Raw genomic sequence first — 25499 nt, 5'->3', positions numbered from 1 at the left:
CGTCAACCCTAATAAGACACCTTTCCCGTCTCGCCGTAACGTCTCGTCGGGGTATACCCAAACGATACGGCAATTCGCCTTGCACGAGATTGACAGCCACGTGTACCGCGCGTTCTATTCCACCCAGGGTTAGGAGCAGGGGGCATCATTGAAAGCCAACTCTATTGCACTGGCGCTGTCGTGCGGTCTTCTGTCAGCGTGTGCGTCTAGCAGCGCTATGAGAACGTCCGCCAGCACTGCGATTATTCAATCTTCGGCCGCGCCAGTGTGCGGCGGCATCGGGGCGGCACGCGTCGCGGAAAAGCAGGCGGCAATCGAGACGTTGAAAGCCGGGTATGACCGCTACATCATCTACGACGCGGCAGCGAGCAACGATGTTCGCGTGACTCAGATGCCGGGAAGCTACCAGACCAACGGCATCGCTACCGTGTACGGCAACATGGCGACAATCAACGCCAATACCCAATACATCCCCGGCCCGACCATCGTGTCAGGCGGCCACCACCAAGCGCTCGGGGTGAAGATGTTCAAGGAAGGCGAGCCGGGCGCAGCCCAGGCGATCCCAGCCCGTGACACGCTCGGGCCGGATTGGCAGAAGCTCTTGAAAGAGGGCACGGTCCACACGTGCACCTAACCAGAGCGCACTTCGCAGGGCGATGAAGGAAACAACGCTAGTCGAGGATTTGGCACGGCTGGGTGTACGGCTTAACGGGCTCGTCATTCCAGGCAAGTCGATCCAGCGGGCGTTGTCGAGATACGCCTTCAATCTAGTCGTGCTCAACGACCATGAAACGTACCAGGTCTCATTGGTTGGGTCCGCTACTGCGGTTCGCTTCGGCGGCAGGTATATCTTGCTGTGCAGCAATCACCAGCTACGGACCGTGGACCCCCAGCAAGTGGCGATGCTGAAAGACGACGGGAGCATCCTTGTCACATCCGGAGGATTCCGGGCCTATCGGCCGCGCCTGGATACCGACGGGAACGACATCGCCGCCTTTGATTTCACAGAGCCCGTTGAAGCGCACCCGGATTTGAAGAAACGCTTCTTCGATTTCACGGAGTTGCCGCCGGACACGCCCGCCCCAAATGTGATGGCAATGCTGCTGACGGGCTTTCCTTCCGCCGGGCAAGCCTACGAGTTAGAAGCGAAAAATCACTTGGGGCTGGCTCGCCTCGATGTCCTCTGCCTACCTGATGGACAGCCGAAGGATGGCGCATTGATCCGGGTGCGTGCTACGAGCCCGCTCCGCATTGACCCGGACGGCATGAGCGGCGGCTCCGCCTTTGTCATTCAGATGGTCGGGGCGGAACTCAAGGCCTACTTCGCAGGGATCATCTTACAGGGCAGGGAGCTGTTTCACGTGCTCAAGTCCGGCTACGTCATGGCGTTTCTGCGCAGCGTGTTCTCGTGACTGACCGGTATCGGCCGCGCCCCCGACGCACCCCCCCCGCCCCGCCCATGACGGGGGCGCGTCTTAGTAATCAGCACCCTCTGGCGCTACACACCCCCACCCCTGGGGATGCGCTTCCTCGACCGCCGCTCAAAAAGAATAGAAAAGAAAAATCAAGATTGCGTTTTAGAAACAAGCGGTTGTTTCCTCCCTAGATTGACAGTTTGGCGCGCCCCACGTTGATTTGGCGGTCCGTCATGAAAAGGAAACGTCCGCCGTGCCCCGCCCCCGCAAAGAGAACCTCTGCCCCACCTGCATGAAATGGTCCGAAGCGAATCCTGAAAAGCTCGCCTATAGCGTGCCTGGGGCGGCCGAAGCGCTTTCTCTGTCAGTCGATTACGTTTGGAAACTCGTCGCCATGGGCGAACTGCCATCCGTGAAAATTGGGAGGCGTCGGCTCATTGAGGCTGACAAGCTTCGGGCGTTCCTCAAAAACCGCTAGGCCTCGGTCCCGATATTCTTGCCTTTGAAACAACGGCCTTGCGTTGAATACACGTTTGACCGGCAGCCGCCTTCAACGCGCATTGCACGACGGTTGCCGAACGGACGGCCACGCGTCACGACGATGCGGAAACCGGCCGGTTGCTTGCGGACGAGCGCGCCAGCGCCCGCGACTTCGCCGCGTACCGTCCGCTGTCCCTGGCGGAAGTTAAAGCAAAGGCGACATATTCCATTCTCGCAGCCGAAGCCCTGACCGAAGATGACCGCCAGACCGTGTTGCGGTCACTGCTCTGACAAAAGAAAAGGGAGCGCGGTCAGCGCTCCCTTTTTTGGGCGGGCGTAAGGGAACCCTTTACCTTCGGATGCGAATCCGATGCTCTATCCAGATGAGCTAACGCAGCAGGCAGGCGGTAGCGAAGCGGAGCAATTGCAAGTGTTTTCCGTCCCAACTTCTGCTGTTGCGATCTTGCCGCATGAAAAAAGGTAGGCGCAACGAAGACGAAGCACTGCTGAAATCCCCGAAACTGTTTCCTAATTTATGAAGCCCCCTGCCGCGAGGTGGCACTGGGAGGCAGCGGGCTTTTGAATTGACGAGAGTACCTGCCGCCTACCATCGGACGATCCGCAGCCTCAACGGAACTGCAACGAACGGCTCGCTGGTCTGTAAGCTTTGCCCGAGCTTGCGTGTGCCTTTGGTTTGCGCGATGTTTTCGTAGGGCAAATGGGGGGCGAGAAAGTGTCTTTGCGCTTGATGTTCTTCGTTGTGACGACAGTAATAGGCTGTCTCGCTTCAATAGTGGGGGCATGTGCGGACGTTTGGTCTGTTACCCAAATTCGAGATCCGGCGAATGCCGAACTCGTCTCAGCGGCAATCGTGACAAATGCTGAGGGTTATTCAATTTCCATATTTCGAAACAGTGATAGCAAGGTCCGGTGGGTCTTGTCGCTACCACGCGACTCACTAGAAAGATTAAGGCCGCTGGGACGAGTTGCAGCCTACCGAATTGACGACAACGCTGCCATTGATGTCGAAATAGCTGCCAGCGAACAAAACCTAGCCGGCCTTGAGCAGCCAACAATTGTTAATGGCAGGTCGATACGCGAAATTCTTTGGCATGGCCAAGACCCATCGCCAACGCGTGGAGTCCTTCGGGATATGCTGGACGGCAAGGTTTTGGCAATTCGTTTCTTTTTTGAGGGCGGCAACTTCGCTGACGCAACATTCGACCTTTTCGGTGCCGGCAACGCGATCGGACCCGCACTGAAAATTGAGACCAGTGCCGATCCGAACATAGTCGCACACGCCCGAGATCGGGACGAAGCCGTCATAATCTCAACGACAGTTTGCCAATCTAGCCCAGATTTGTCCGCATGCTTAGGCGTGATGACAAATTGTATGGGCGCGAACCCAAGCCAACTCACTGGTGAGCAGATGCGGAGCTGCATGGCTGAACATGGCTACCCGCTTGAACCATTGGCAACGAAGAAGGTCGGAACCATGCCACAGGCAAAGGCTGACGCTATCCTGACGAAGAATTGTACTGCCTTAGGCGGCCTTGCCCGAAGCATCATGGACAAGCGCCAAGGCGGTGTGGACATGTCGCAAATCATGTCCGCCATCGAGAGCATAAGCAATGAGGAGTTCAAGCCGGTCGCAAGATCGATGGTGATCATGGCTTACAATACGCCTCGGTGGAATGGCGAGGAACTGAAGCAACAGGCGATTTCTGATTTCTCCAACCAGGTTCAAGTCGCGTGCTACCAAGGCAACACGCCATAGGATGGTCCCGCTCTACATAGCCGCCTGGGTCGCGCTGCTGGCCTACCTGCATCTCCTGGTATTACCGGCGCCCTCGCGCTAGCTACCTGGTTCACTTTCCCGGCAAACGGGCAAGAGACTTTCCATGGCTATAATTGCACGGATGACTGCTCGGGACACGAGGCCGGCTAGGATTGGGCGGCAAGGAACGACATCACCGGCGAGCGGGATTGCGACACAGACAGCCGATCTTTCAACGAAGGTTGCCAGGGGTACGTCGAAGAGCAGGCGGGCGATACAAATCGGAACGGCCAATCCGACGATGAGACAACGGAAACAGCGACGAATAAGGATACCCACCCACTCATCGCGCATTTTTTCATCGCGTCCTTTCCAGCCTTCTTGCAAAGGTTCCGGTCGCTTCCGACATGATGGCGCGTAGCGATTGAGGGCGCCTATATGATCCGGCAGTTGTTGAACCGATTTCGAGAGCCGGATCAGCCTTTGACCTTTTACGAAGAGTGGAGGGACCGGGCGAAGACCTTCCACGAATCTATCTTTAGAGCCATTGAAGGCATCCTGTTGTTAGCTACTCTTCAATATGGCTATCAAAAAACCGGATCGCTTTACATCGGAGCACTGATGGCTGTCGGCTATGCCGCAATGCTTACGATGCTCATCGAAGACATGAGGTACGGGATGCACGCGTTCTTCGATCGCTTTTTCGAAGGCAGCCGGTACAGAGGTGCTTTTTTATGGGGGGCGGGGGCGATCGTAATCGCCCTCTTCTTCATCCTTCCTACCCAAGTCACTCATGTTATCGATCAGCTAGTCACTAATCACTTGATGAGCGAATAACGCGGTGCGCGCCCTGCTATTCGTCGCGCCAAATAACGCGTTTCTCCCATCGGATTTCCTTTAGACGCCGAAAGCGGATCGTGACGAGTTCCTGCCCATAGGCGTGGAATAGCTCCGCCCGCATGTAATCCTTCTTGCCGCAAGCCTGGCAACGGGCGTTGGCGCGCACCTCATCGATCGTGACGTTGCCGATTACTTCGCGCAGCTCTGCCGGTTTGTAGAAGCGCTTAATGTTGCAGTGGCCGCACCAGATGCGCGCGATCTGCCCGGCATCATGGGCGTGCATCAGCGTCCAAGCCTGGCCTCGCGGCCACTTTTCAGGTTGCTCCAGCATCCCCTGAAATGAGGAAGATATTCCTGTCCGGTCAAGAGCGATAGTGACTCTTTTGTTCTCATTTCGTTCACTGTTGCTCATGAGCGACGAAATCCGACTGCCGAAACCTGAATATGGCACCCCGCCCGGTGTCCAGCATCATGTCTGCGAGCACCATGGCTGCAACAAGGATGCTGGCTGGGGCTTTGCCAAGCCGAAGCAGGCTTCGCACTGGTTCTGCTTTGAGCATAGGGCCGAGGGCGAGCATTACCTGTAGCTGGAGGGTGCGATATGATCCGTCATGACATCGCCGCCGATCCCAAGGTAACCACGCATCCTTCGCCACCTTATGAAAGACCGCCTCCGGCTGGCAGGCGTCTCCAAGTCGGACCAAGACATCGTTGCTTGGTCACTCGTCAGGTAGCGTCGGCGAGGACTACGGTCGCGGGCAAGACGCGATGCTGGAGTTAGCCCAGCGGGCGCTCAAGGCGGCGTTGGAGCTGAGCGGCAAACGCCAATAGGCCCTGTTGTCTGTCTGGTGGCGCCGTTTGAGGCTTAGTCCGTCTGGTAGGAAGCACCACCCGGACCCAACCGGCGCTCTACTCCCCGCGCGGGACATCAGCGTTGTTTGGCGTGTAGAATGCGGGCCTCTCGCAGAAGCGAAGTCCACTCGTAGCCGAGCATGGCAATAAGGCTTCTAGCCTGCTCCTCTGTTATGCCTGTCTCGGCCACCAAGCGTCGAATGAAATAGGTTTCATCGGTCCCGCCGGGCGGCCCTTGATCTTCATCGGCCATTAGCGTTGTCCCGTTTTAGCCCAACGAGCCTATTGACCGGGGGTTCCTGTCGGGGGAATTGATTTCGCTGTCTTGTCCGAGGGTATATGGTCGCTGTTGTTGTCCGGTCTACAATGGGTGCGGACAGTTGGAAGAGACCATCGCGCCTTCGCCCATTCTGTGTGAGAGGCAATGCGAAGATGTTGAGGGCTCTATGGGGCATCGCCGACCCCGATCAATTGGCGGCACTCGGAAAACTTTTGGATGAAAAGGTCGAAGAGATGGGCATCTCTGGTGATCACGAAGCCCGTCAACGTCTTGCCGAGCGCATCATGAGCCTGTTCAACCAAGGCATAACGGAGCCGGAGGACATTCGTCGTCGCCTGGGTTCCGGCCGAACTCCATAACGTCGCATCGCCGGACAAAGCGAAAGGAACCCCGATCAAATCGAACGGGGCTCCCAAGGGCGTCTTACCGCCGCGACCTTCGCCCCCGCGCGGTTAGAGTGGCTTTTTCAGCAAGAAGGCTTCGCGCCGTAGGGATGGTAGATTGCCCATCCCGATCAACTCGATCAGCTCGCGAGCCTGCGTGGTTGTTATGCCAGCTTCCTTTACCAGCCAAGCGACGTGAAGGTCTCTGAGCGCCTTCGCGCGAAGCTCGCTACTATCCTCGACCATGGTGGGCCCCAACATGGCGTAACCCGGTGGGAGCGATTTTGTTCCGTACCCCGATTAGTCGCCTAATATTTCCAAGTCCCCGGCGCATCCCCTCGCGTTCCGCATTGGCCAGAGGGGGGACAAAACATACCGCGCCTTGAGCGATGCGAAATCCGGCATGCAAAGTCTGGCATGCAAGCGAGCCGTCGTTTGTTTGCTAATCGTCTGTCCGAAGCCTATGCTTCGATATCGGCCGCCAGATATCACGGATGCAGCCGACAGTGAGAGGAAAGTGCTCTTGCCCGCAACGGGAGAAGAGCCATGCCTCAATCCACTTTTCGCAACCATGTGCTGAAATCCCTCGCCGCCGACGATTTCGCGCTCCTGCAGCCGTCGATGCATCACGTCGAACTGGGCATCAAAGAGCAGTTAGAGGTCCCATATCAGCCGATAGAGCAGGTGTATTTTCCCGAGACGGGGATCGCTTCGGTCGTCGCTGTCATGACCGGAGGGCGACAAAGCGAGGTCGGCATCATCGGCCACGATGGCATGACGGGTGTTACGGTCGTTCTCGGCCAAGAGAGTTCTCCCAACGAGACCTATATTCAGATCGCTGGCCAGGGCTGGTGCCTGCCGGTTGAAAGTCTTCGCGCGGCCCTCGCAATAAGCCCGACCCTTAGTCGGTCGTTGCTTCGCTATGCCAACGCGTTCCTCGTCCAGGCTTCCCGCACGGCGCTGGTCAATGGCCACTCGAAGATCGAGGAGCGACTGGCTCGGTGGCTGCTCATGGTCCACGATCGCTCTTCAGGAAGCAGGATTTACCTGACGCACGAATTTCTGGCGACCATGCTCGGCGCCCGGCGCCCTGGGGTCACTACGGCCCTCCAAATGCTTGAATATCGGGGGCTGATCCACGCCAAGCGTGGCGAGATCACGATCGTCGATCGCAGTGGGCTGATAAAGCTCACGCATGGCGCTTATGGCGAGGAGGAGCACCGGCATTTCGGCATTCTCACCGACTGATTGTCCGAAAGCGTACATAGCTTGATGGCCGCTGAAAATAGAGCGAAAATCAGGTTGGTTTTGTGTTCAGGGGTGCTCGCAATGACCAACGCTTTTCGCGGCGTCACGGTCGAAAGGGCGACCGAGGCCTATGTCCTTTCCAGGGGACGAGCCCGGTTCCTTTCCATCGCACAGGCAATCCGCGCCATCCGAACACTTATGCCTGCCTGCAAAACCAGCGATCATGAGTTGGAGGGTATGTTGGCGGCGGCCTGCATCGTTCACGGCATTCCCGTGGCCTTCGACGCAACGATGACCGAGGTCAAGGAAATGCGGCTCCATTCGTAGGGTCTGGAGATGCTCACGGTCCCGCAGACAGCCATTTCGTCGGACGTTCGGCAGGCGATTGTCCGCTACCTGCTCGACAATGTTGACAATCCCTGCATTTCGATCGCCGAGGCTGTCCATGTTATGAGAGAGATGTTCCCGCTTTGCGAGTTGACGGAATGGCAACTTGGCGATCTCATTGCACGAGCCGCCATCGACGCGGCGTTTGCGGTTGAATTCGACGCGGGGGCTTCCTGAATGAAGACAATGGTCGGCGAATATCTGGATCACCGTTTGGAGTGCCCCTATTGCGGGACGATCCGCCTTCAGATCCCGGCCGACGCCCAACCTTCAACGCCAATCACCTGCGCCGATTGCGGGAAATATCTCGGCACATGGGATGATCTGCAGACCGATTTTGAGAAACAGGGCGGCACTGACGGGATATTCCGCCTCGACAAGGGGCGCATCCTCAAGCTCGATTAGTGCCCGCTTATTTCGTTAAGGTTCATCTCGCCGCTCTTCTGCGTCGCGAAAGTCATTCAGCGACGCATGGCGAAGCTTGGCCTCACCCTTGAGGAACTTGACCCGTCCCACCAATCCTGGCTTCAGCCACTCGGCTTTCTCTTTCGCCAGCCCTTTCGGCGGCGGAGCGCCGGCCTTGCCTTGTACGCGATCCCATAGGGCTTGCCGCTTGTCGGCTTTGAAGGTGACGAAGGCACCGCCCATGTAGTGGCCGCCCTTGTCAGCCATCAGCACCATGGCCGGCTTTCCGGTCTCCCGCTTCACGCCGATGATGTCCATTTCCTGCTCAACGTAGCACTTGATCTTGCGCCAGTTCATGGTCGAGCCGCTGCGGTAGAGGCTGTCGAGGCGCTTCGAAACGATGCCCTCAAGGCCAGCCTCGCAAGCAAGATGGTAGACGGCCTCGCCAGTGCCAGGCAGAGCCTCGCTGAACTGGATATGGCCGCCGGCCGGGATCACCGCCTGCAAGATTTCCCGCCTGTCCTTCAGCGGCATGTCGCGCAGATCGTGGCCGTTGAGGTGCAGAAGGTCGAAGGCCACGAGATAGAGGTCTTGAGGGCGCTTGGTGATGGCCGAGCGCAGCGCATGGAAGTCCGAAAGTCCGGCCTCGTTGGTGACGATTGTCTCGCCCTCGATGATGAAGCTGTCCGCCTCAATCGCCTCCGCCTCGTCGGCAAGCGGCCGGTACTTGGCCGTCCAGTCGAAGCCGTTCTTGGTATAGAAGCGGACGCCGTCAGCGTCCTTGATGACTTGGGTCCGGTAGCCGTCGAACTTGACCTCATGGCCCCATTCGCCACCCTTGGGCGGCTGTTCGACCAACTCGGGCTCCATCGGGCGGATGAACGACAGCCGAACGCGGCCGGCAGGCTTACGCATAGGCACTCCACGCAACTCGCATTTTATTCAATATCGCACAGCCGTAAGCGTTCCGTTAGCTGGCGCTTATGGAACCATCCCCACCGGCCGCTGTTCTCCTTGGCCAAGGAGGAGGAACGAGCATGGCAGACGACAAGAGCAAGCGCGGGGGCCGCGACCGGGACAAGGTGTCGGCGGAAGAGGACTACGAGGTCCGGCACTTCGCCAACAAGGTGGGCCTGACGGTTCAACAGGTCCGTGATTTGATCAAGCAGCACGGCAACGACCGCAAGACGCTGGAACGCGAAGCCGACAAGCTTCGAGGATGACCAAGCTGTTGGAATCTTGCGCCGCCCATCATAGTCAGGCGGCACGGTCGCGAGATGTCCAACGAAGTGATGGGCAACTAGAAGGAACTGTTGATGCACCGAATCGTTGGTCAAGAAATTTATGGCGCGTCAAGAACTTTCGTGTATATATGGCCCGGCAAAGTGCATATCCACTAACCCTTTGAAATATCGTCCTCTTTCCCGAGAACGTGAATCTGATCAAGAGGTTAAGACGATGCATAAGAAGCGAATCGCAGGGGAGAATCGCATGGGTGAACCAGTCTCGGCGGCAATCGATTTGGAAATCGAAGTGAGCAGCGAGATGGCTGCGGAACGCGTTCCGGGGCTTGGCTGGACTATGCCCCAGGAAACAATCGAGGCTTTGCGCGATATCGATGACAGCATCCGTTCGGCCGAGCAGTTGAGCGGCAGCCTCATATTCGGCTAATAGACATCATTCGACGGGGGGCGGATGGCGTTTAGTTTTTTGGCGCTTGCTGCGCCAGGCGATTGGGCCAAGCTTGAAGCTAGACTAATTGCCGATCAGGTAAATTCAAATATACCGGCGATTCTCGTAAGACGTCTTCAAGAGTTGTCTGCGAAGTCGGTGCTTATCGAGGATAACTATCTCGATAAGGATTTTAGTGAAGCATATTCAGCTTACTATTCCAAAACTTTTAGGCGTCATACCAAACTCTGCACGCGGCTGTTGTTTTTTGCTAGTGATGTGAGTTTTGTAAATTCAGGTGACGCAGGCGAGGTTCTGGAGAAGCTTGAAGCCTCTGTCTTCATCGGGCAAATCGTTCTGCGCCCAATATCGCAGGCGCCGGTAGGGCAGGCCCTTTTTGCGCCGCCACCGCCGCCAGCTAATCACGAAGGGCATCTTCTCGTGAGAGGCGAATACTCCGCGCACGTCTTTGGGGCGGAGCTAAAAGTGGAAGGCGTGCCAATGACGCAGCAGGATTCGCGCGTTGGCGCCTGTGCCCAAGCGTCCATTTGGATCGCGGCACGGCATTTCCACGTTCGCCACCGAGGGCCGTGGCTGTCGACTGTCTCAATCACTAAGGCTGCGGTCGCTCATTCAGAGGCTATGATTAACACCGTGGTTCCGGCGGGATCAGAATTCCTGAGCGTCGGAAATATGGTCGCCGCAATGCGGCATGCCGGGAGGGAGCCGCTCATATATGCAGCTACGGGTTCCGTCGCCGGAGTGCCGACCTGGGGGTCCGTCCGGCCGGCGGACGTGATCAATAGATACGTCGATTCCGGCATCCCTGTCATAGCGGGGCTGACATTCCCGGGTCAGAACGTCGGCCATGCTATCGTCATGACCGGACAGGTATTGCGGCAAACTCCTTCTGGCCTGCTTCCGCCGCGTCCCACTCGGGCAGAATATTGTGAGACGTTCTATGCCAACGATGATCAGTTAGGACCAAACATTCGGGTAGGTTTGCGCCCCAACAGCCCTCTCGCAGAGGCCGGCTATTCGATTGAAACAAACGCCAACTATTTGATCATACCACTGCCAGAGAAGGTGTATCTCCCCGCAGAGAAGGCGGAAGCCCTAGCCTGGGGCAGCCTCATTTCTTATGCGGCAGACTGGCCTGCTTTCAAAGCCAGGCATACAGGCAAATTGGGCACATCGGAACAACTGGGTGACGGATTGGTCGGCGCGATGGCGGCCAACACCGTCGTCGCCAGGACGTACCTCACATATGGTTGGAAATATAAGAAGAGAGGTATCAGAAACCGGTTTTCAAACCCGGTAAAGCAGGTGATCAGGAACTTGGAAGTGCCTCGCTTCGTGTACGTTACCGAATTCGCAACTACCGGCGACACCAACGGTCGATCCCAATTCGAACGGCGCATCGTGGCGCACTGCGTGGTGGACGCAACTGCCAAAAACCAGGGGCAAGATTCCGTTCTACTGGTTCATGCTCCCGGTCTTTGCTCTTGGTATGCCCACGATCAAAATGGGTCCTACTCTCAATCAGTTGGAGCTGTGCAAGACTCAACGACCTACTTTCCCAAGGCTCGCGGCTTAACTCACTTCGCCGATTTTGCAGCTACTGGTTTCTAGCCTCCGCTTAGGCGAGCGGCGTTCCGCCACCAGAGGGCACCAGAGGCACGACAGCCCGTGTTGCCAATTCCTCCAGTCCGTCCGCAATCCAGCGCCCGTAATGCCGCTCAATCATCGCCACGGACGTATCATGCAGCGCTGCCACTAGCCGAATTGGGAGATTGGCGCCGATGCCCCGCACAATCGAAGAATGGCGCATCGAATAGGGGATGACCCCCGGCAGTTCGGCTTTCGCCTGGATGGCTCGCCAGGGCCTCACCAGTTCGCTGGCGCTCTGCCAAGGGCCCCGCGCTGAACGTTGCCACCGGACATCACCAGCGACCTGCACGTGACGCCAACGTGCTAGCAGCGGTTCGTTGGGCTCCCGCCCTTCCACCGACGGGAGCAGGGCGGCGAGCACGTCGTCGCCAACAGGCACCGGCAGTGCGCCGCTTTTCCCGCCACGTCCTTTCCTTGATACTGGCACCAAAAGGCGCTTCTCGGCCTTTTGGTAATCGGCCACTGTCAGCCGAACGACCTGGGAGAACCGCGCGCCGGTCGCGGCCAAGACCAGCACTAGGCGGAACAAGTCGCCTTCCCATTCCTCGTCCGCATCCACGGCCCGCGCTGCTGTCAGTAAACGCGCAATCTTATCATCTGACAGGATTTGGTTTTCGCGCGCCACAGGTGCGGCCTCGTCCTCAATCTTGGCGGCTTTAAGCCCGTGCTTGATGACGGCGGGGAGGGTTCCCGGAAGACGTTTGCGGTTCTTGGCATAGGCGTCGTTGAGCGCCGCCTTCAAGTCATTGACAAGCCGCTGCCGTGTCGTGGCTTTCAGGGCTGCGGGTAAGCCCTCCCGCCACCCAGAAAGGTCCGCGTCTTCGAGCTTGTGGAGTTGCACGTCGGCTAGCGGCGCTGTCAGCACGTGCCGCCCCAAGCGCCACGCTGCGTCGGAACGGACCTCGCGGCCCTTGCGCTTGCTGTCCCTCTTGTCCCTGTCAGCAATGTAATCCGCGACCGCCGCCCGGACGACTATAGGCGCTCCGTCTGCCGCCGCCTTCGTCTCCGCCCTCGCGTCGGCAACCCGCTCCCGTGCCGCACTCTCCGCTTGATGGAACGTCAGAAGGCCGTCAGTCGCCTTGTCGTTTTGGTCGTTCGCCGGCCCGAGCGGAACCTGTCGGTAATTCGCTCCTGTGCCCCTGTTCCTCCAGCGCACAAACCACGCCCCGCCCGATGCGCCCTTGCGATAGTAAAGATGCGCCTCAGCGTCTAGCCGCCGCCCGTGCTCCCCGCGCGGTAGCCGCCCCCTAGCTTTTGCAGTCGTGATTTCCGTTTCTTTGAGCACTTTGCCCATGCTGTCACCGCCCCACTCGTCGAATATTCGTCGAATATACAGCTACGTACGGCTGGGGACAATGATGGACAACGTAGTCCTATCATATTGGAATAATGAGATATCTGTGGACGCGTTCGGACGCCTGTCAGTTGTCAAACTCGCCCTCTCACGGCGGGAACAGGGGTTCGATTCCCCTTGGGCGTACCAAGCAGCTCTCCTTGCCTATCGATCGAAAGACCAGCTCGCTGGGATCAATCCGGCGTTCGCGCGTTCGTCCGTTCTGGCGCAGCGCCTGCAGTTGCTTTAGCATTCCCTTGCACAAAGCCTGCCGCAAGTGCGGGCGGGAGGAGTCCAATGCGGAAGCTGCAGTCGCAAGGCGTTCATCACATCACGCTGGTCGGCGCCGGGCGCCAGACCTCGATCGACTTCTGGGAGGGCGTGCTCGGCATGCCTTTCATCTTCGAGCAGCCCAATCTCGACAAGGCGAGCGAAAGCCATCTCTATTTCGATCCCGGCGACGGGCGGCTGATCACCGTCTTCACCGACGAGAGCCGCACCCCGGTCAAGCGGCGGACACCGACCGATATCGGCTGCGTCCACCACATCGCGTTCTCGGTGTCGCGGGTCACCTTCCTGCAGGCGGTCGCGCGGCTCGACGAGCGCGGCATCAAGCACAGCGGCGTCAAGGACCGCGGCTTCATGGACTCGATCTATTTCGAGGATCCGCTGGGACTTTTGATCGAGCTTGCTTCCAACCGCTTCGAGCCGCCGGCCGGTTTCACCCACGCCGACGTGCTGATGGAAGCGCACAAGATCCGTGTGGCGCGCGGCGACTACAACATCGCCGAACTGCATCTGGCCGATGCCATCCTGGCGCTGGTCGAGCGGTCACGCGAAACATTGTCCGAAAGCAGGACGCCGAAAAATCCTTATTAACCGGGTCAGAGGGAGGACCGACATGGCAAAGGCTGCAACGAGGAGCGCGAAGAAACCCGCGGCTAAGGCCGCGGCAAAAACGGCCGCGAAGGTGAATACGAAAGCCGCGCCTAAAGCGACAGCAAAAGCTGCGCCTAAAGCGACAGCAAAAGCCGCGACGGCAAAGGCTGCGTCTGCGACGGCAAAGGCCGCGACCAAAGCGACGGCGAAGGCCGCGCCCAAGGCCAAAGCGAAGCCGGCCAGGATGCCCGGCGTGAAGCTCAGCATGCTGCGGCCGAGCGTCAACAACATGACGGTGCGGGTGTTCGCGCGCGCGGCCGGACTCGATCCGGCAGAGACCGATGCCTGGGGCCTTACGCGTTCGCCCGAATTCCTGGCGCGCAATCCGGCGCATCTGACGCCGATGATCGAGGACAAGGGCCTGCCGCGCGGCGTGCTGTGGGAAAGCTGCGCCATCATGCAGTATCTCGCCAACAAGCACGGGCTGGATAAGTTCTATCCGAAGGCGCCGGCAAAGCGGGCGATGATCGACAGCGCCATGTTCTACCTGGTCGGCACGCTTTATCCCTATGTTGCGCGCGCGACATATCCGGCGCTCGGCTTTCCGCAATATGCCGGCGAGGTCGGCCACAGCGACGCCCATCCCGACAAGAAATCGGAAGCGCAGAAGGCGGCGATGGCCGCGATCGCCGAGCCGCTCGAGGTGTTTCACTCCTTCTTCCGCAACGGCAAACCGTTCATCGGCGGCAACAATCCGTCGATCGCCGATATAAGGCTGGCGGCAACGCTTGAATTCCTGGCGGTCATCGACTACGCGCTGCCCAGCTGGGCGAAGGAATACATGGCGGCCATGGAGAAGAAGCTCGGCAAGGCCTATGCGGAGCCGGCCGGCGACGTGCGCGGCTACATCGCTCATGTGAAATCGCAGGCCAGAGCGCAGTAAGCCCTCGGTGTTAAGGTTTCGTTTACCTAAGGCCTGTCTACTGGTTCCAGTCCTCGCCGCGACCACGGATGTACTGGCGCCATGACGAGGCAAGGGAAAGGTCGGCTGCGTGCCGGCCTTTTGCTTTTTCGCGGGCCATCGTGCCGCAATCACGACGGTTGAATGCGTCGCCGGGGGCGGCCGGAAATGCTATTGTCATCCTCGTCCTGGGTCGTACGATAGCACCAGGGGGCAGAGCGACGGCAACGAGGGCCTGCGATGAACATGGCAAGACTTTTGATGATGGCGGGCGCGCTGTCGGTTGTGTCCTTTCCATCCGCCGCTGCACCGCTCACCAGCATGGACGAGGTCGGCGCCGCCCTGCTCGCCTGCTGGACGCCACCGGCCAATTCCGACAATTCCTCGGTCACGCTCAGCTTCAGCTTCAAACGCGACGGCACGCTGATCGGGCCGCCGAAAACGACCGCTATCCATGTCAGCGGAGACGACAAGGCGCGCACGGCCTATGTCGACGCGGCGACCAGGGCCATGCAGGACTGTCTGCCGCTCAGCTTCTCGCCCTCGCTGGCGCAAGGCATTGCCGGAAACGTCTTCACGCTGCAGTTCAACTCGCCGAAGAAGTAGGCGGGCGGGCTGACTATTTGTTTTGGGCAATCCGGAGGGACGGCGAAGGCGCCGTGGTCGCACTTTTCCCGGAATTGGTTTCAGGTCAAACCGCGCCTGACCTGAGCGTGCTTTTCCAGTTCCGGCATCTCGAAGACATAGTCGCTCCAGGCGGAGTCCGGGATCTGCCCGGCCAGGTAACAATCCAGCAGAAGGCTTTGTTCGGGAGTAAGGGATCTCAGCGTCGGCTCATGATCCAGCCCAAGTGAATGGATCAGGTTCCTGGTCAGGCCAGAGACGGTGAAGTGAAAGGACATCTTCGATCTCCCTCTGCGCTGCGCGGATCGCATCAGAGCCAACAACGTCCGGCGCCGGCCAAGGTTTCATCAGCGATGCGTGATCGCGCCGCGGTCGCGGCCGCGGCCGGCCTGGGCAGTCGGGTTGTCTTCCATCCGGGCAATGTCGCTCTAGACCGGCGGATCGAGGGCAAGGTTACTCGCAGACGACGCGGTAGCGCTTGCCGCTTTCGCCGACATTCCTGCAGGTGAGGGGGGTCTGCTCGCCGGAAGACTGATCAGGCAGATCCTGGTTGTAGGAAGGCCTTGTCGGAGCGGACCCGGAATGGCGCCGCACAGGCGAGCCCTGCGGCGGACTCGGAGGCAAGGGAAACACGTCCGACGCGATCTGCCGCGACGCGGTCGTTCCCGGCGGCGCCTTGTCCCAGACACGCCTGACGTCCATCTGGCTCGGAACGATCACCGTGCCATCGTCGCTGCGCGCGCAGCCACCCGCCGCAAGCAGCGCCGGGCACAGGACAAAAGCTACGATTCGACCGAACATTAGCAACACCTCAGGCACCTTATAATGCTTCGTTGCCGGGTTCGCCAACGGGCGGATTAACGCAGCCGGCGCCAGGGTCGGAATCTGCCTCAACGGCACCGGTCGCAGGCGTTGCAATCATTATGGTTAGCGGATCGTTAATGCTTGTCGGGCACATTCCGCCGACGAACGGGCACGGTTCGGCCTTGGGGGTAGGAATGGCGGATACGAACGAAACTGTCGAGGCGGACAGCGCGCGGGATTCGAACAAGGCGGATATTCGCGGCACCGGCGCCTGTCTCGGTGATGATATGGCCGGGGCCTCGGAGGCGCTCGCCAATCTGAGCCTGATGGTCGATTCGATGCCGATCGGCGTCATCGTTCTCGATGCCGAATTGCGGGCGGAGGTGATCAACCGGGCATTCTACGACTTCTGGCAGATCGACCCGCGACGCGCTCCGGCCGGCAGCCGCTTTCGCGACCTCATGGAAGCCAGCCGTGACGCCGACCCGTTCGGCGGCGAGGAACAGGCGTGGCAAAGCCATGTGGCCGAACGGGAGGCCGAAATCCGGGCTGGCGCCGCAGGCTCCAGGCAATTGTCGCGCAAGGACGGCCGCACGCTGATTGCCTCGCTGGCGCCTCTTCCAGGCGGCAAAAAGCTGATCTCCTATGTCGACATCACCGACATGAAACAGCGCGAGACGGAGGCGGAGGACGCGCGCAAGAACCTCGCCACCGTGCTGGAGTCGCTGCCGGCGGGCGTCATCATCTACGATCGCGACGACCGCTTCGTCTTCGCCAACCGCAAGCTGCAGGATACGCTGCCGGCGCTGAAGCCGGCCTGGCAGCCGGGCCGCACATTCCGCGAGGCATTGGCTCTCGGCCATTCGGTTGGCTATTTCCGCTCGAGCGGCGACACCGAAATCGACGGCCTGCATGGCGTCGACACCGAGCGCTGGCTCGACGCCATGCTCGAGCGCTACCGTTTGCCGAGCTCGACCTACGAACGCCTCAACGCCGACGGGCGCTGGTACCAGGTCTATGACATGCGCACCGACGACGGGACGTTCATCGGCGTGCGCGTCGATATCACCGACATCAAGGCGCGCGAGAAGGCGTTGCGCGACTCCATGCGCCAGATCGACCTCTACCGGCATGTCATGGACGAGCTGCCCGTGGCCGCCTTCATCAAGGCGGACGACCTCAGCATAGAATTCGTCAACAAGGCCTGGTGTGCGCTGACCGGCCTCGCCAAGGATGAGGTCTTCGGCAAGACCGATCGCGAGCTTTTCGCGACGGAAGAGGCGGATGGTTTCAGCAATCACGACGCCGAAGTCGTAGCGACCGGTGTGGGGCGCGAGGTCGAGGAGGCCGTCACCCATCGCGACGGCACGGTGCGGCAGCTGATGACCCGCAAGAGCCGGCTGGTGGCGATCGACGGCTCCGTGCATCTGGTCGGCTCCAGCACCGACATCACCGACGTCAAGGCGCGCGAACAGGCGCTCAAGGCAAGCATGAGCGAAAACGAGGTGTTCCGCAGCCTCATCGACAATGTGCCGGTGTCGATCTACGCCAAGCGCTCGGACCTCAGGCAATTCTATGTCAACAAGGGCTGGTGCGATCTCACCGGCTTCAGCAGGGAAGAAGCGATCGGCAAGACCGACGTCGAGATATTCGGCGCGGACGGCGAAGCTTTCGTCGCCGGCGACCTTGCCGTGCTGCGCACCGGCGAAACGCAGGAGATCGAGGAGACGGTGACGATGCCCGACGGCAGCGTCAGGCACCAGTTCGCGCGCAAGGGCGCGATGATTGCCTCGGACGGCTCGCTCTATCTCATCGGTTCCACCACCGACATCACCGAGCTCAAGCAGCGCGAGGCCGAGCTGAGCGAAGCACGCCGGCGCGCTGTGCTAGCCGACCGGGCCAAATCGGAATTCCTCGCCAATATGAGCCACGAGATCCGCACGCCGATGAACGGGGTCCTTGGAATGGCGGAACTGCTGGCAAAGTCGGACCTCGATCCGAAGCAGAAGACATTCACCGACATCATCGTCAAATCCGGCAACGCGCTGCTCACCATCATCAACGACATCCTCGACTTCTCCAAGATCGACGCCGGTCAGCTGGTGCTCGACCCGGCGCCCTTCAATCTCGCCGAGGCGATCGAGGATGTGGCGACGCTGGTATCGACGCGCGCCAAGGAGAAGGACCTCGAGCTCATCGTCCGCATCCAGCCGGGGCTCGACGGCCAATTCGTCGGCGACGTCGGCCGCGTCAGGCAGATCGTCACCAACCTGCTTGGCAACGCGGTGAAGTTCACCGACAAGGGTCATGTGCTGGTCGACGTCACGGGCGAGCGGGTTCCGGCGGGAACAAGGCTCACCATCTCGGTCACCGACACCGGCATCGGCATTCCGGAAGAGAAGCTGAAGCTGGTGTTCGAAAAATTCAGCCAGGTCGATACGTCCTCGACCAGGCGGCACGAAGGCACCGGACTTGGCCTTGCCATCACCTCGCGGCTGGTCGAGATGATGGGCGGCGAGATCGGCGTCGACAGTGCCGAGGGCAAGGGCTCAACCTTCTGGTTCACGGTCACGCTGCCCAGGGCCGAGCAGGGTGGACAGCGCATCATGCCGGTCGACGTCACCGGCGCGCGCGTGCTCATCGTCGACGACAACGCCGTCAACCGCTCGATCCTGAGCGAGCAGATGGCATCGTGGACGTTCGATTCCTGCGCGGCCGAAAGCGGCGCCGAGGGGTTGAAGGTGCTGATTGCCGCCGCTGCCTATGGCGTGCCGGTCGACTGCGTGGTGCTCGACTACCAGATGCCCGGCATGACCGGCGCCGAGATGGCGCGCATCGTGCGCAGCACGGCGGGCCTGGCGCATACACCCATCATCATGCTGACCTCGGTCGACCAGTCGCTTGCCAACACCACTTATCGCGACCTCGGCATCGATGCGCAGCTTATCAAGCCGGCGCGCTCCTCCATTCTCCTGGAAACGCTGGTTGCGACCATCCAGCGCCATCGCCACAGCAGCGCCGCGGCGCAACCCGCCGCAGGCAGCAGCCTCCCGCAAGCCGCGCCGGCGCAGGCGGCGGCATCGGACCGCGCCATGCTGCAGCCGCCGCCGGTGCGGGCGCGTCCACGCCCAGCCGAGGCGGAGCGCGGGCTCGACATCCTCGTCGCGGAGGACAATGAGGTGAACCAGATGGTGTTCACCCAGATCCTCGGCGAGACCGGTTACCGCTTCGAGATCGTCGGCAACGGCCGCAAGGCGCTCGACGCCTTTGGCAGGCTCAATCCGCGCATGATCCTGATGGATGTATCAATGCCGGAAATGAGCGGGCTGGAGGCGACGGGCGCCATCCGCCGGCTCGAGGATGACATGGGCACGCATGTGCCGATCGTCGGCGTCACCGCGCATGCGCTGAAGGGCGACCGCGAACGCTGCCTGGAAGCCGGGATGGACGATTACCTGCCGAAGCCGATCAGCCCGCGGGCGCTGCTCGAAAAGCTCGAGCGCTGGCTGGGACCGGACGTTGAGACCCGGCGCAACGCCGGCTAGAACGAATTTGGCGGCAGGACGGCGGCAAGAGGCTGACGCACGCGTATGGCGCGATCGCACCATACCAAAGCAAACGCCAAGCTTGGACAATGTTGGCATTGATTCCGCTCTTCGGTTACGGGCGGGAGCAGCGACCGCCAACAAGAAACAGCGTCGACTCTACCCCAACGGACCCTGTTTTCGGCGATGGCCACGCCATGATCCGCTCTGGTGCTCAGGCAACGCGCTCTCGTCCGGATTTTATTTCCCGGCGGCCGTGATCCGGCCGCCGGGATAAATTTTGCTTCAAAAGCCAGACAAGTTGCTGATTTCCGCGGCAAACTCCGGCCGGTCCTTCGGGGCCGTCGCCGACCTCTCCAGACATCCCCTTTCAGACGTTACCGGGCTGACACGAAACTGTCATGCGACTGTAATAATCGAGGGCTATTGCGCTCACGGGCGCCGATAGAACGGGTGCCGAAAGACCATCTTCCGAACAGGAGCAGGCCACATGAGACATTTCATCCGCTCGGCGGCCGTTGCGATTGCAATGGCTGCGGCATCAACCCTTAGCATGGCCGCCGCGATGGCAGCCGACATTTCCGGCGCCGGCGCCACCTTCCCCTATCCGATCTACGCGAAGTGGGCCGACGCCTACAAGAAGGAGACCGGCATCGGTCTCAACTACCAGTCGATCGGCTCCGGTGGCGGCATCAAGCAGATCAAGGCCAAGACCGTGACCTTCGGCGCTTCCGACGCGCCGCTGAAGGGCGAGGATCTGAAGTCGACCGGCCTCGCGCAGTTCCCGATGGTGATGGGCGGCATCGTTCCGGTCGTCAACCTCGAAGGCGTCAAGCCGGGCGAACTGGTGCTCGACGGCCCGACGCTGGCCGATATCTTCGCCGGCAAGATCACCAACTGGAACGACGCGGCAATCAAGAAGCTCAACCCCAAGATCAAGCTGCCTGACCAGGCGATCGCGGTCGTGCACCGTTCGGACGGCTCGGGCACCACGTTCAACTTCAGCTACTACCTGGCTGACGTCAGCGCCGACTGGAAGTCGAAGGTGGGTGTCAACACCGCGCTCGAATGGCCGGTGGGCATCGGCGCCAAGGGCAATGAAGGCGTCGCCAACAACGTCTCGCAGACCGGCGGCGCGATCGGCTATGTCGAATACGCCTATGCCAAGCAGAACAAGCTCACCTATACCGACATGGTGAACAAGGACGGCAAGAAGGTCGAGCCGACCGCGAAGGCGTTCTCGGCCGCTGCGGCCAATGCCGACTGGAGCTCGCAGCCGGGCTACGGCGTCATCCTGGCCAACCAGGCGGGCGCCGAATCCTGGCCAATGACCTCCGCCACCTGGATCCTCGTCTACCAGAAGCCCGACGATGCGGCAGCCACGGCCGAAGCGCTCAAATTCTTCGCCTGGTCCTATGCCAAGGGCGACAAGATGGCTGCTGAGCTTGACTACGTTCCGATGCCCGACAAGGTCGTGAAGAGCGTCGAGGAGATGTGGGGCAAGGACATCGTCGATAAGGACGGCAAGCCGGTCTACTCCGGCATGTAATTCCCGCGGAATAAGGAGGGCGTCTTTGGCGCCCTCCTGTCTCTTTCGAATGCGAGGGGCTAAATGACGGCCGTTTCCGAAGCTGCGACATCATCCGCCATGCGGACCAGGGAAGCGACAGTGCGCCGCTTCGCCCTCACCGACATGGTCTTCCGGACGGCCACGCGCCTTTCCGCCATCCTCGTGCTGGTTCTCCTCGGCGGCGTCGCGATCTCGCTGATCGCCGGTTCGTGGGAGGCGCTGTCGAAGTTCGGCTTCTCCTTCGTGACCACCGAATCCTGGAACCCGGTCACCGAGAATTTCGGCGCGCTTGCGCCCATCTACGGCACCATCGTCACCTCGGCCATCGCCATACTCATCGCCGTACCGATCGGCATCGGCATCGCCGTCTTCCTGACCGAGCTTTGCCCGCGCCCGCTCAGGCGGCCGATCGGCATCGCCGTCGAACTGCTCGCCGGCATTCCCTCGATCATCTACGGCATCTGGGGCCTGTTCGTCTTCGCGCCGTTCCTGCAGACGACTGTGCAGCCCTTCATCATCAGTCTTTTCCACGGCATACCGGGGCTCTCCAGCCTGTTTGCCGGTCCACCCTACGGCATCGGCCTGCTGACCTCGTCGCTGATCCTCGCCATCATGGTGCTACCCTTCATCACCTCGATCACCAAGGACGTGTTCGACACGGTGCCGGCGGTGCTGAAGGAATCGGCCTACGGCATCGGCTGCACGACCTGGGAAGTGACCCGGCGCGTGACTATCCCCTACACCCGCGTCGGCATCATGGGCGGCGTCATGCTGGGCCTCGGCCGCGCGCTCGGCGAGACGATGGCCGTCACCTTCGTCATCGGCAACGCGCACCGCATCAGCGCCTCGCTGTTTGCGCCGGGCACGACCATCTCGGCGACCATCGCCAACGAATTCACCGAAGCCGACGGCAACCTCTACACATCCTCGCTGGTATCGCTCGGCCTGATCCTGTTCATCATCACCTTCATCATCCTCGCGCTCGCACGCTACATGCTGTTGCGCATCGATAGCCGCACGGGAGCCTGACCGATGTCGACGGCCCAATCGCTTCACCAAAGCCGCAAACGCAAGAATGCCGTGATGATGACGCTGTGCGTGACCGCAGCGGGCATCGGCCTAGCCTGGCTGGCGCTGATCCTCGGCGCTCTGCTCTATAAGGGGCTTTCCGGGGTGTCGCCGGCCGTGTTCACGGAAATGACGCCGCCCCCCGGCGATGCCGGCGGCCTGCTCAACGCCATCTACGGCAGCATCGTCATGACGATCATCGGTATCGTCGTCGGCACGCCGATCGGCGTGCTGGCCGGCACCTACATGGCCGAATACGGGCGCTTCTCACGCCTTACGACGATCGTGCGCTTCATCAACGACATCCTCTTGTCGGCGCCGTCGATCATCATCGGCCTGTTCGTCTATGAGCTGCTGGTGCGGCCGATGGGGCACTTCTCGGCAATCGCCGGCGCCGTCGCCCTGTCGATCCTGGTGATCCCCGTCGTGGTGCGCACCACCGAGGACATGCTGAACCTCGTGCCCAACGCGCTGCGCGAGGCCGGCACCGCCATCGGCGCGCCGCGCTGGGTGGTGATCCGCTCGGTCGCCTACCGCGCGGCGCTGTCCGGCATCGTCACCGGCATTCTTTTGGCGATCGCCCGCATTTCCGGCGAGACGGCGCCGCTTCTCTTCACCGCGCTCAACAACCAGTTCTGGTCGAGCAATCTCAATGCCCCGATGGCCAGCCTGCCGGTGACCATCTTCCAGTTCGCTCTCAGCCCTTACGAGGAATGGCAGCAGCTGGCCTGGACGGGCGCACTCATAATCACCCTGACGGTTCTCGGGTTGAGCATCATCGCCCGCAGCCTAACCGGACGCAGAGAGGACAGATGAAACCGATGTTGTCCACCGACCTGAACGCACCCGAGACGACCGTCGAGAAGGCCAAGATCGAGGTCAAGAACCTCAATTTCTACTATGGCCAGTCGAAAGCCCTGAAGGACATCAACCTGTCCCTGCCCGAGCGCAGCGTGACGGCCTTCATCGGCCCGTCGGGCTGCGGGAAGTCGACGCTGCTGCGAGTGCTCAATCGCATCTACGAGCTCTATCCGAAGCAGAGCGCTGAGGGCCAGGTGCTGCTCGACGGCAAGAACATCCTCGACCGCTCGCAGGACCTCAACCTGCTCAGGACCAAGATCGGCATGGTGTTCCAGAAGCCGACGCCGTTCCCGATGTCGATCTACGAAAACATCGCCTTCGGCGTCAGGCTCTATGAGAAGATCAGCAAGGCCGAGATGGACAGCCGCGTCGAGCAAGCGCTGAAGCGCGCGGCACTCTGGAACGAGGTCAAGGACAAGCTCAACGCCAGCGGCCTCAGCCTCTCGGGCGGCCAGCAGCAGCGCTTGTGCATCGCCCGCACCGTGGCGGTGAAGCCCGAGGTCATCCTGCTCGACGAGCCGGCCTCGGCACTGGATCCGCTGTCGACGGCCAAGATCGAGGAACTGATCGACGAATTGCAGGCCGACTATACGATCGTCATCGTTACCCACAACATGCAGCAGGCGGCGCGCGTGTCGCGGCAGACGGCGTTCATGTATCTGGGCGAGCTGGTGGAGTTCGACCGGACCGAGAAGATCTTCACCTCGCCCCGCGAGAAGCGCACCCAGGACTACATCACCGGCCGCTTCGGCTGAGTTCATACGAGGACATCATCATGGCCGAACATACCGTCGCTTCCTTCGACGAGGATCTGAGACAGATCAGCCGGCTCATCAACGACATGGGCGACCTTGCCGCTTCCATGGTCGGCGCGTCGACCAGGGCGCTGCTCGAGACCGACAATGCGCTGGCGCAGCGCGTCGTCTCCGACGACGCCATCATGGACGCGCGTCAGCGCGAACTTGACGACCGCGCCATTACGCTGATCGCCAAGCGCCAGCCGATGGCCGATGATCTTCGCAACGTGGTCGGCTCGATCCGCATGGCGGGCGATCTCGAACGCATCGGCGATCTCGCCAAGAACATCGCCAAGCGCGTCGGCTCGGTCGGCGTCGGCGCCGCACCACGCGACCTCACGCATTCGATCGATTCCATGGCGCAGATGGTGCTGATCCAGGTCCAGGCCGTGATCCAGGAATATACGGTGGGCGACGCCACGGCGCTGGCCAAGCTTCGCAACGACGACGAGCGCATCGACGTCAAATACACATCCGTCTTCCGCGAGCTCCTGACCTACATGATGGAAGACCCGCGCAACATCACCGCTTGCACGCATCTTCTATTCTGCGCCAAGAATCTCGAGCGCATCGGCGATCATGTGACCAACATCGCCGAGAACGCCTACTATGTGCTGACCGGCACGCAATTGCCCGCCAACCGTCCGAAGCAGGACGAGACGGCAATGTCGGCGCCGGCGGCCTGACAGGGGTAACTGCCAGATGATCGCGCCACGCATCATGGTGGTGGAGGACGAGGAGCCGCTGGGGGTGCTGCTCCGCTACAATCTCGAATCCGAGGGTTACCAGGTCGAAGTGGTGACCCGCGGCGACGAGGCCGAAATCCGCCTTCAGGAAAACGTTCCCGACCTGCTCGTGCTCGACTGGATGGTGCCGGCGGTTTCCGGCATCGAGCTCTGCCGACGTCTGAGGATGCGGCCCGAGACCGAGCGGCTGCCGATCATCATGCTGACGGCGCGCGGAGAAGAAAGCGACCGCGTGCGCGGCCTCTCGACCGGCGCCGACGATTATCTGGTCAAGCCATTCTCGACGCCGGAGTTCATGGCGCGCGTCAAGGCGCTGCTGCGCCGCGCCAAGCCGGAGGTGCTGTCCAGCGTGCTCAAGGTCGGCGACATCGTGCTCGACCGCGAGTCGCACCGCGTCTACCGCAAGAAGAGCGAGATCCGGCTCGGCCCGACCGAGTTCCGCCTGCTCGAATTCATGATGCGCCATCCCGGCCGCGTGTTCTCGCGCAGCCAGTTGCTCGACAATGTCTGGGGCGAGACGATCTATATCGACGAGCGCACCGTGGACGTCCATGTCGGACGCCTGCGCAAGGCTGTCAACAACGGCCGCATGCCGGATGTAATCCGCACCATCCGCGGGGCGGGCTATGCAATCAGGGAAGATTAGCGATAGGGCGCGGAGACGCTGGCGGGTTCTGAGTCTCCGGCAGCGGATCGCATGCGTTGGCGATCAGCCGAGATACTCATGCTTCGTCCTCGGGCGAAGCAAGGAGCGCAGCGACGCGGCGCAGACCCGAGAATCCTGTGTGTTGGTTCTGGTGTATGGTTGAAGTGGGAAGGAGACCGAGTGGATCCTGGTCGTCCTTTCGGACAGGCCGTGGCATGGCCCGGTCCCTTCCCACCGGTGAACCATCAACCTGAAC

The 25499-nt window shown here is 60.8% G+C and carries 31 protein-coding genes and 2 tRNA genes; 26 read left to right on the top strand and 7 right to left on the bottom strand.

Features of this window, described 5'->3' with window-relative positions:
* The first annotated feature begins 217 nt into the window (after window positions 1-217).
* The 4 genes from O7A05_RS27675 to O7A05_RS27665 all read left to right on the top strand — a co-directional run bounded on the left by O7A05_RS27675 (window position 218) and on the right by O7A05_RS27665 (window position 2186).
* On the top strand, window positions 218-634 hold the full coding sequence (locus O7A05_RS27675) for a hypothetical protein (RefSeq protein ID WP_337096244.1): 417 nt from the start codon (window positions 218-220) through the stop codon (window positions 632-634).
* 22 nt (window positions 635-656) lie between these two features.
* On the top strand, window positions 657-1412 hold the full coding sequence (locus tag O7A05_RS27670) for a hypothetical protein (protein WP_337096243.1): 756 nt from the start codon (window positions 657-659) through the stop codon (window positions 1410-1412).
* 295 nt (window positions 1413-1707) lie between these two features.
* A complete protein-coding gene (locus O7A05_RS34525; RefSeq protein WP_415927066.1) occupies window positions 1708-1893 on the top strand; it encodes a helix-turn-helix domain-containing protein in 186 nt (61 codons plus the stop codon).
* Window positions 1894-2033: 140 nt separating this feature from the next.
* A complete protein-coding gene (locus O7A05_RS27665) occupies window positions 2034-2186 on the top strand; it encodes a hypothetical protein (protein WP_337096241.1) in 153 nt (50 codons plus the stop codon).
* 36 nt (window positions 2187-2222) lie between these two features.
* Here O7A05_RS27665 and O7A05_RS27660 read toward each other — a convergent pair.
* Window positions 2223-2295, bottom strand: a tRNA-OTHER gene (locus O7A05_RS27660).
* A gap of 753 nt (window positions 2296-3048) precedes the next feature.
* On the opposite strand from O7A05_RS27660, the gene O7A05_RS27655 reads away from it, so the two are divergent.
* Together O7A05_RS27655 and O7A05_RS27650 are read left to right on the top strand one after the other, a co-directional pair.
* Window positions 3049-3672: a hypothetical protein gene (locus tag O7A05_RS27655; protein WP_337096239.1), complete on the top strand. Its 624-nt coding sequence runs from the start codon at window positions 3049-3051 to the stop codon at window positions 3670-3672.
* A gap of 483 nt (window positions 3673-4155) precedes the next feature.
* Window positions 4156-4509 (top strand): hypothetical protein, encoded by a 354-nt coding sequence (locus tag O7A05_RS27650; protein ID WP_337096238.1) that lies wholly within the window; start codon window positions 4156-4158, stop codon window positions 4507-4509.
* A gap of 16 nt (window positions 4510-4525) precedes the next feature.
* On the opposite strand, the gene O7A05_RS27645 is transcribed toward O7A05_RS27650, so the two are convergent.
* Window positions 4526-4924, bottom strand: a complete 399-nt coding sequence (locus O7A05_RS27645; protein WP_337096236.1) for a hypothetical protein — start codon at window positions 4922-4924, stop codon at window positions 4526-4528.
* Between O7A05_RS27645 and O7A05_RS27640 the strand changes: the two genes are divergently transcribed.
* On the top strand, window positions 4923-5099 hold the full coding sequence (locus O7A05_RS27640) for a hypothetical protein (RefSeq protein WP_337096235.1): 177 nt from the start codon (window positions 4923-4925) through the stop codon (window positions 5097-5099). The two genes, O7A05_RS27645 and O7A05_RS27640, sit on opposite strands and share 2 nt — an antisense overlap.
* Before the next feature lie 341 nt (window positions 5100-5440).
* Here O7A05_RS27640 and O7A05_RS27635 read toward each other — a convergent pair whose 3' ends face one another.
* On the bottom strand, window positions 5441-5617 hold the full coding sequence (locus tag O7A05_RS27635; RefSeq protein WP_337096232.1) for a hypothetical protein: 177 nt from the start codon (window positions 5615-5617) through the stop codon (window positions 5441-5443).
* A 179-nt stretch (window positions 5618-5796) separates the two neighbouring features.
* On the opposite strand from O7A05_RS27635, the gene O7A05_RS27630 reads away from it, so the two are divergent.
* From O7A05_RS27630 to O7A05_RS27610, 5 genes are all read left to right on the top strand, one after another.
* Entirely contained in the window at window positions 5797-6003 is a 207-nt protein-coding gene (locus tag O7A05_RS27630) for a hypothetical protein (protein WP_337096230.1), read from the top strand.
* A gap of 570 nt (window positions 6004-6573) precedes the next feature.
* A complete protein-coding gene (locus tag O7A05_RS27625) occupies window positions 6574-7275 on the top strand; it encodes a Crp/Fnr family transcriptional regulator (protein WP_337096228.1) in 702 nt (233 codons plus the stop codon).
* A 24-nt stretch (window positions 7276-7299) separates the two neighbouring features.
* On the top strand, window positions 7300-7602 hold the full coding sequence (locus tag O7A05_RS27620; RefSeq protein WP_337096227.1) for a hypothetical protein: 303 nt from the start codon (window positions 7300-7302) through the stop codon (window positions 7600-7602).
* A gap of 9 nt (window positions 7603-7611) precedes the next feature.
* The gene (locus O7A05_RS27615; protein WP_337096225.1) at window positions 7612-7839 is read left to right on the top strand and encodes a hypothetical protein; all 228 of its coding nucleotides are present in this window, start codon (window positions 7612-7614) and stop codon (window positions 7837-7839) included.
* Window positions 7840-7848: 9 nt separating this feature from the next.
* Complete coding sequence (locus O7A05_RS27610; protein ID WP_337096222.1) at window positions 7849-8067, top strand: hypothetical protein; 219 nt, start codon at window positions 7849-7851, stop codon at window positions 8065-8067.
* 15 nt (window positions 8068-8082) lie between these two features.
* Here O7A05_RS27610 and O7A05_RS27605 read toward each other — a convergent pair whose 3' ends face one another.
* Window positions 8083-8982 carry an ATP-dependent DNA ligase gene (locus O7A05_RS27605; RefSeq protein WP_337096220.1) on the bottom strand — a complete coding sequence of 300 codons (900 nt, stop codon included), beginning with the start codon at window positions 8980-8982 and terminating at the stop codon, window positions 8083-8085.
* A gap of 122 nt (window positions 8983-9104) precedes the next feature.
* Between O7A05_RS27605 and O7A05_RS27600 the strand changes: the two genes are divergently transcribed.
* The 3 genes from O7A05_RS27600 (at window position 9105) to O7A05_RS27590 (ending at window position 11370) form a co-directional block, all read left to right on the top strand.
* Window positions 9105-9290 (top strand): DUF3606 domain-containing protein, encoded by a 186-nt coding sequence (locus O7A05_RS27600; RefSeq protein WP_337096218.1) that lies wholly within the window; start codon window positions 9105-9107, stop codon window positions 9288-9290.
* A gap of 235 nt (window positions 9291-9525) precedes the next feature.
* The gene (locus tag O7A05_RS27595; RefSeq protein ID WP_337096217.1) at window positions 9526-9738 is read left to right on the top strand and encodes a hypothetical protein; all 213 of its coding nucleotides are present in this window, start codon (window positions 9526-9528) and stop codon (window positions 9736-9738) included.
* Window positions 9739-9762: 24 nt separating this feature from the next.
* On the top strand, window positions 9763-11370 hold the full coding sequence (locus O7A05_RS27590; protein WP_337096216.1) for a hypothetical protein: 1608 nt from the start codon (window positions 9763-9765) through the stop codon (window positions 11368-11370).
* 7 nt (window positions 11371-11377) lie between these two features.
* On the opposite strand, the gene O7A05_RS27585 is transcribed toward O7A05_RS27590, so the two are convergent.
* Complete coding sequence (locus tag O7A05_RS27585; protein ID WP_337096214.1) at window positions 11378-12703, bottom strand: integrase; 1326 nt, start codon at window positions 12701-12703, stop codon at window positions 11378-11380.
* 120 nt (window positions 12704-12823) lie between these two features.
* On the opposite strand from O7A05_RS27585, the gene O7A05_RS27580 reads away from it, so the two are divergent.
* The 4 genes from O7A05_RS27580 (at window position 12824) to O7A05_RS27565 (ending at window position 15188) form a co-directional block, all read left to right on the top strand.
* Window positions 12824-12892: transfer RNA gene (locus O7A05_RS27580), tRNA-OTHER, on the top strand.
* A 147-nt stretch (window positions 12893-13039) separates the two neighbouring features.
* Window positions 13040-13621, top strand: a complete 582-nt coding sequence (locus tag O7A05_RS27575; RefSeq protein WP_337096212.1) for a VOC family protein — start codon at window positions 13040-13042, stop codon at window positions 13619-13621.
* A 22-nt stretch (window positions 13622-13643) separates the two neighbouring features.
* Window positions 13644-14564, top strand: coding sequence for a glutathione S-transferase family protein (locus O7A05_RS27570; protein ID WP_337096210.1), 921 nt, complete (start codon window positions 13644-13646; stop codon window positions 14562-14564).
* A gap of 258 nt (window positions 14565-14822) precedes the next feature.
* Window positions 14823-15188: a hypothetical protein gene (locus O7A05_RS27565; protein ID WP_415927063.1), complete on the top strand. Its 366-nt coding sequence runs from the start codon at window positions 14823-14825 to the stop codon at window positions 15186-15188.
* A gap of 80 nt (window positions 15189-15268) precedes the next feature.
* On the opposite strand, the gene O7A05_RS27560 is transcribed toward O7A05_RS27565, so the two are convergent.
* Both O7A05_RS27560 and O7A05_RS27555 read right to left on the bottom strand, forming a co-directional pair.
* Window positions 15269-15484, bottom strand: a complete 216-nt coding sequence (locus tag O7A05_RS27560; protein ID WP_337096209.1) for a hypothetical protein — start codon at window positions 15482-15484, stop codon at window positions 15269-15271.
* 175 nt (window positions 15485-15659) lie between these two features.
* Window positions 15660-16007, bottom strand: a complete 348-nt coding sequence (locus O7A05_RS27555; protein WP_337096208.1) for a hypothetical protein — start codon at window positions 16005-16007, stop codon at window positions 15660-15662.
* Window positions 16008-16204: 197 nt separating this feature from the next.
* Between O7A05_RS27555 and O7A05_RS27550 the strand changes: the two genes are divergently transcribed.
* From O7A05_RS27550 to phoB, 7 genes are all read left to right on the top strand, one after another.
* Window positions 16205-19555: a response regulator gene (locus O7A05_RS27550; protein ID WP_337096207.1), complete on the top strand. Its 3351-nt coding sequence runs from the start codon at window positions 16205-16207 to the stop codon at window positions 19553-19555.
* Window positions 19556-20045: 490 nt separating this feature from the next.
* Window positions 20046-21104, top strand: coding sequence for a phosphate ABC transporter substrate-binding protein PstS (gene pstS, locus O7A05_RS27545; protein WP_337096205.1), 1059 nt, complete (start codon window positions 20046-20048; stop codon window positions 21102-21104).
* Window positions 21105-21167: 63 nt separating this feature from the next.
* Window positions 21168-22154, top strand: a complete 987-nt coding sequence (gene pstC, locus O7A05_RS27540) for a phosphate ABC transporter permease subunit PstC (RefSeq protein WP_337096203.1) — start codon at window positions 21168-21170, stop codon at window positions 22152-22154.
* Between the two features lie 3 nt (window positions 22155-22157).
* Window positions 22158-23009 (top strand): phosphate ABC transporter permease PstA, encoded by an 852-nt coding sequence (gene pstA / locus O7A05_RS27535; protein ID WP_224714010.1) that lies wholly within the window; start codon window positions 22158-22160, stop codon window positions 23007-23009.
* Entirely contained in the window at window positions 23006-23809 is an 804-nt protein-coding gene (pstB, locus tag O7A05_RS27530) for a phosphate ABC transporter ATP-binding protein PstB (protein ID WP_224510637.1), read from the top strand. The genes pstA and pstB overlap by 4 nt, the downstream gene beginning before the upstream one ends.
* 20 nt (window positions 23810-23829) lie before the next feature.
* On the top strand, window positions 23830-24537 hold the full coding sequence (phoU, locus tag O7A05_RS27525) for a phosphate signaling complex protein PhoU (RefSeq protein WP_337096200.1): 708 nt from the start codon (window positions 23830-23832) through the stop codon (window positions 24535-24537).
* 16 nt (window positions 24538-24553) lie between these two features.
* Window positions 24554-25243 (top strand): phosphate regulon transcriptional regulator PhoB, encoded by a 690-nt coding sequence (phoB, locus tag O7A05_RS27520; RefSeq protein WP_010911896.1) that lies wholly within the window; start codon window positions 24554-24556, stop codon window positions 25241-25243.
* Window positions 25244-25499: the final 256 nt, after the last annotated feature.

Source organism: Mesorhizobium argentiipisi (SeqCode) (genome assembly GCF_037179585.1).
Classification (GTDB): Bacteria; Pseudomonadota; Alphaproteobacteria; order Rhizobiales; family Rhizobiaceae; genus Mesorhizobium; species Mesorhizobium argentiipisi.
This window is presented reverse-complemented; position numbering and strand designations above follow the sequence as displayed.

Bases quoted from the DNA above. Each gene is read 5' to 3' on its own strand.
- O7A05_RS27595 (WP_337096217.1), top strand. From the start codon at position 9,526: ATGCATAAGAAGCGAATCGCAGGGGAGAATCGCATGGGTGAACCAGTC.
- O7A05_RS27575 (WP_337096212.1), top strand. From the start codon at position 13,040: ATGCGGAAGCTGCAGTCGCAAGGCGTTCATCACATCACGCTGGTCGGC.
- O7A05_RS27590 (WP_337096216.1), top strand. From the start codon at position 9,763: ATGGCGTTTAGTTTTTTGGCGCTTGCTGCGCCAGGCGATTGGGCCAAG.
- O7A05_RS27670 (WP_337096243.1), top strand. From the start codon at position 657: ATGAAGGAAACAACGCTAGTCGAGGATTTGGCACGGCTGGGTGTACGG.
- O7A05_RS34525 (WP_415927066.1), top strand. From the start codon at position 1,708: ATGAAATGGTCCGAAGCGAATCCTGAAAAGCTCGCCTATAGCGTGCCT.
- O7A05_RS27610 (WP_337096222.1), top strand. From the start codon at position 7,849: ATGGTCGGCGAATATCTGGATCACCGTTTGGAGTGCCCCTATTGCGGG.
- O7A05_RS27605 (WP_337096220.1), bottom strand. From the start codon at position 8,982: ATGCGTAAGCCTGCCGGCCGCGTTCGGCTGTCGTTCATCCGCCCGATG.
- phoB (WP_010911896.1), top strand. From the start codon at position 24,554: ATGATCGCGCCACGCATCATGGTGGTGGAGGACGAGGAGCCGCTGGGG.
- O7A05_RS27620 (WP_337096227.1), top strand. From the start codon at position 7,300: ATGGCCGCTGAAAATAGAGCGAAAATCAGGTTGGTTTTGTGTTCAGGG.
- pstS (WP_337096205.1), top strand. From the start codon at position 20,046: ATGAGACATTTCATCCGCTCGGCGGCCGTTGCGATTGCAATGGCTGCG.
- pstC (WP_337096203.1), top strand. From the start codon at position 21,168: ATGACGGCCGTTTCCGAAGCTGCGACATCATCCGCCATGCGGACCAGG.
- O7A05_RS27600 (WP_337096218.1), top strand. From the start codon at position 9,105: ATGGCAGACGACAAGAGCAAGCGCGGGGGCCGCGACCGGGACAAGGTG.
- O7A05_RS27565 (WP_415927063.1), top strand. From the start codon at position 14,823: ATGAACATGGCAAGACTTTTGATGATGGCGGGCGCGCTGTCGGTTGTG.
- O7A05_RS27675 (WP_337096244.1), top strand. From the start codon at position 218: ATGAGAACGTCCGCCAGCACTGCGATTATTCAATCTTCGGCCGCGCCA.
- O7A05_RS27640 (WP_337096235.1), top strand. From the start codon at position 4,923: ATGAGCGACGAAATCCGACTGCCGAAACCTGAATATGGCACCCCGCCC.
- O7A05_RS27570 (WP_337096210.1), top strand. From the start codon at position 13,644: ATGGCAAAGGCTGCAACGAGGAGCGCGAAGAAACCCGCGGCTAAGGCC.
- pstA (WP_224714010.1), top strand. From the start codon at position 22,158: ATGTCGACGGCCCAATCGCTTCACCAAAGCCGCAAACGCAAGAATGCC.
- phoU (WP_337096200.1), top strand. From the start codon at position 23,830: ATGGCCGAACATACCGTCGCTTCCTTCGACGAGGATCTGAGACAGATC.
- O7A05_RS27635 (WP_337096232.1), bottom strand. From the start codon at position 5,617: ATGGCCGATGAAGATCAAGGGCCGCCCGGCGGGACCGATGAAACCTAT.
- O7A05_RS27555 (WP_337096208.1), bottom strand. From the start codon at position 16,007: ATGTTCGGTCGAATCGTAGCTTTTGTCCTGTGCCCGGCGCTGCTTGCG.
- O7A05_RS27585 (WP_337096214.1), bottom strand. From the start codon at position 12,703: ATGGGCAAAGTGCTCAAAGAAACGGAAATCACGACTGCAAAAGCTAGG.
- O7A05_RS27615 (WP_337096225.1), top strand. From the start codon at position 7,612: ATGCTCACGGTCCCGCAGACAGCCATTTCGTCGGACGTTCGGCAGGCG.
- O7A05_RS27645 (WP_337096236.1), bottom strand. From the start codon at position 4,924: ATGAGCAACAGTGAACGAAATGAGAACAAAAGAGTCACTATCGCTCTT.
- O7A05_RS27625 (WP_337096228.1), top strand. From the start codon at position 6,574: ATGCCTCAATCCACTTTTCGCAACCATGTGCTGAAATCCCTCGCCGCC.
- O7A05_RS27560 (WP_337096209.1), bottom strand. From the start codon at position 15,484: ATGTCCTTTCACTTCACCGTCTCTGGCCTGACCAGGAACCTGATCCAT.
- O7A05_RS27550 (WP_337096207.1), top strand. From the start codon at position 16,205: ATGGCGGATACGAACGAAACTGTCGAGGCGGACAGCGCGCGGGATTCG.
- O7A05_RS27630 (WP_337096230.1), top strand. From the start codon at position 5,797: ATGTTGAGGGCTCTATGGGGCATCGCCGACCCCGATCAATTGGCGGCA.
- pstB (WP_224510637.1), top strand. From the start codon at position 23,006: ATGAAACCGATGTTGTCCACCGACCTGAACGCACCCGAGACGACCGTC.
- O7A05_RS27655 (WP_337096239.1), top strand. From the start codon at position 3,049: ATGCTGGACGGCAAGGTTTTGGCAATTCGTTTCTTTTTTGAGGGCGGC.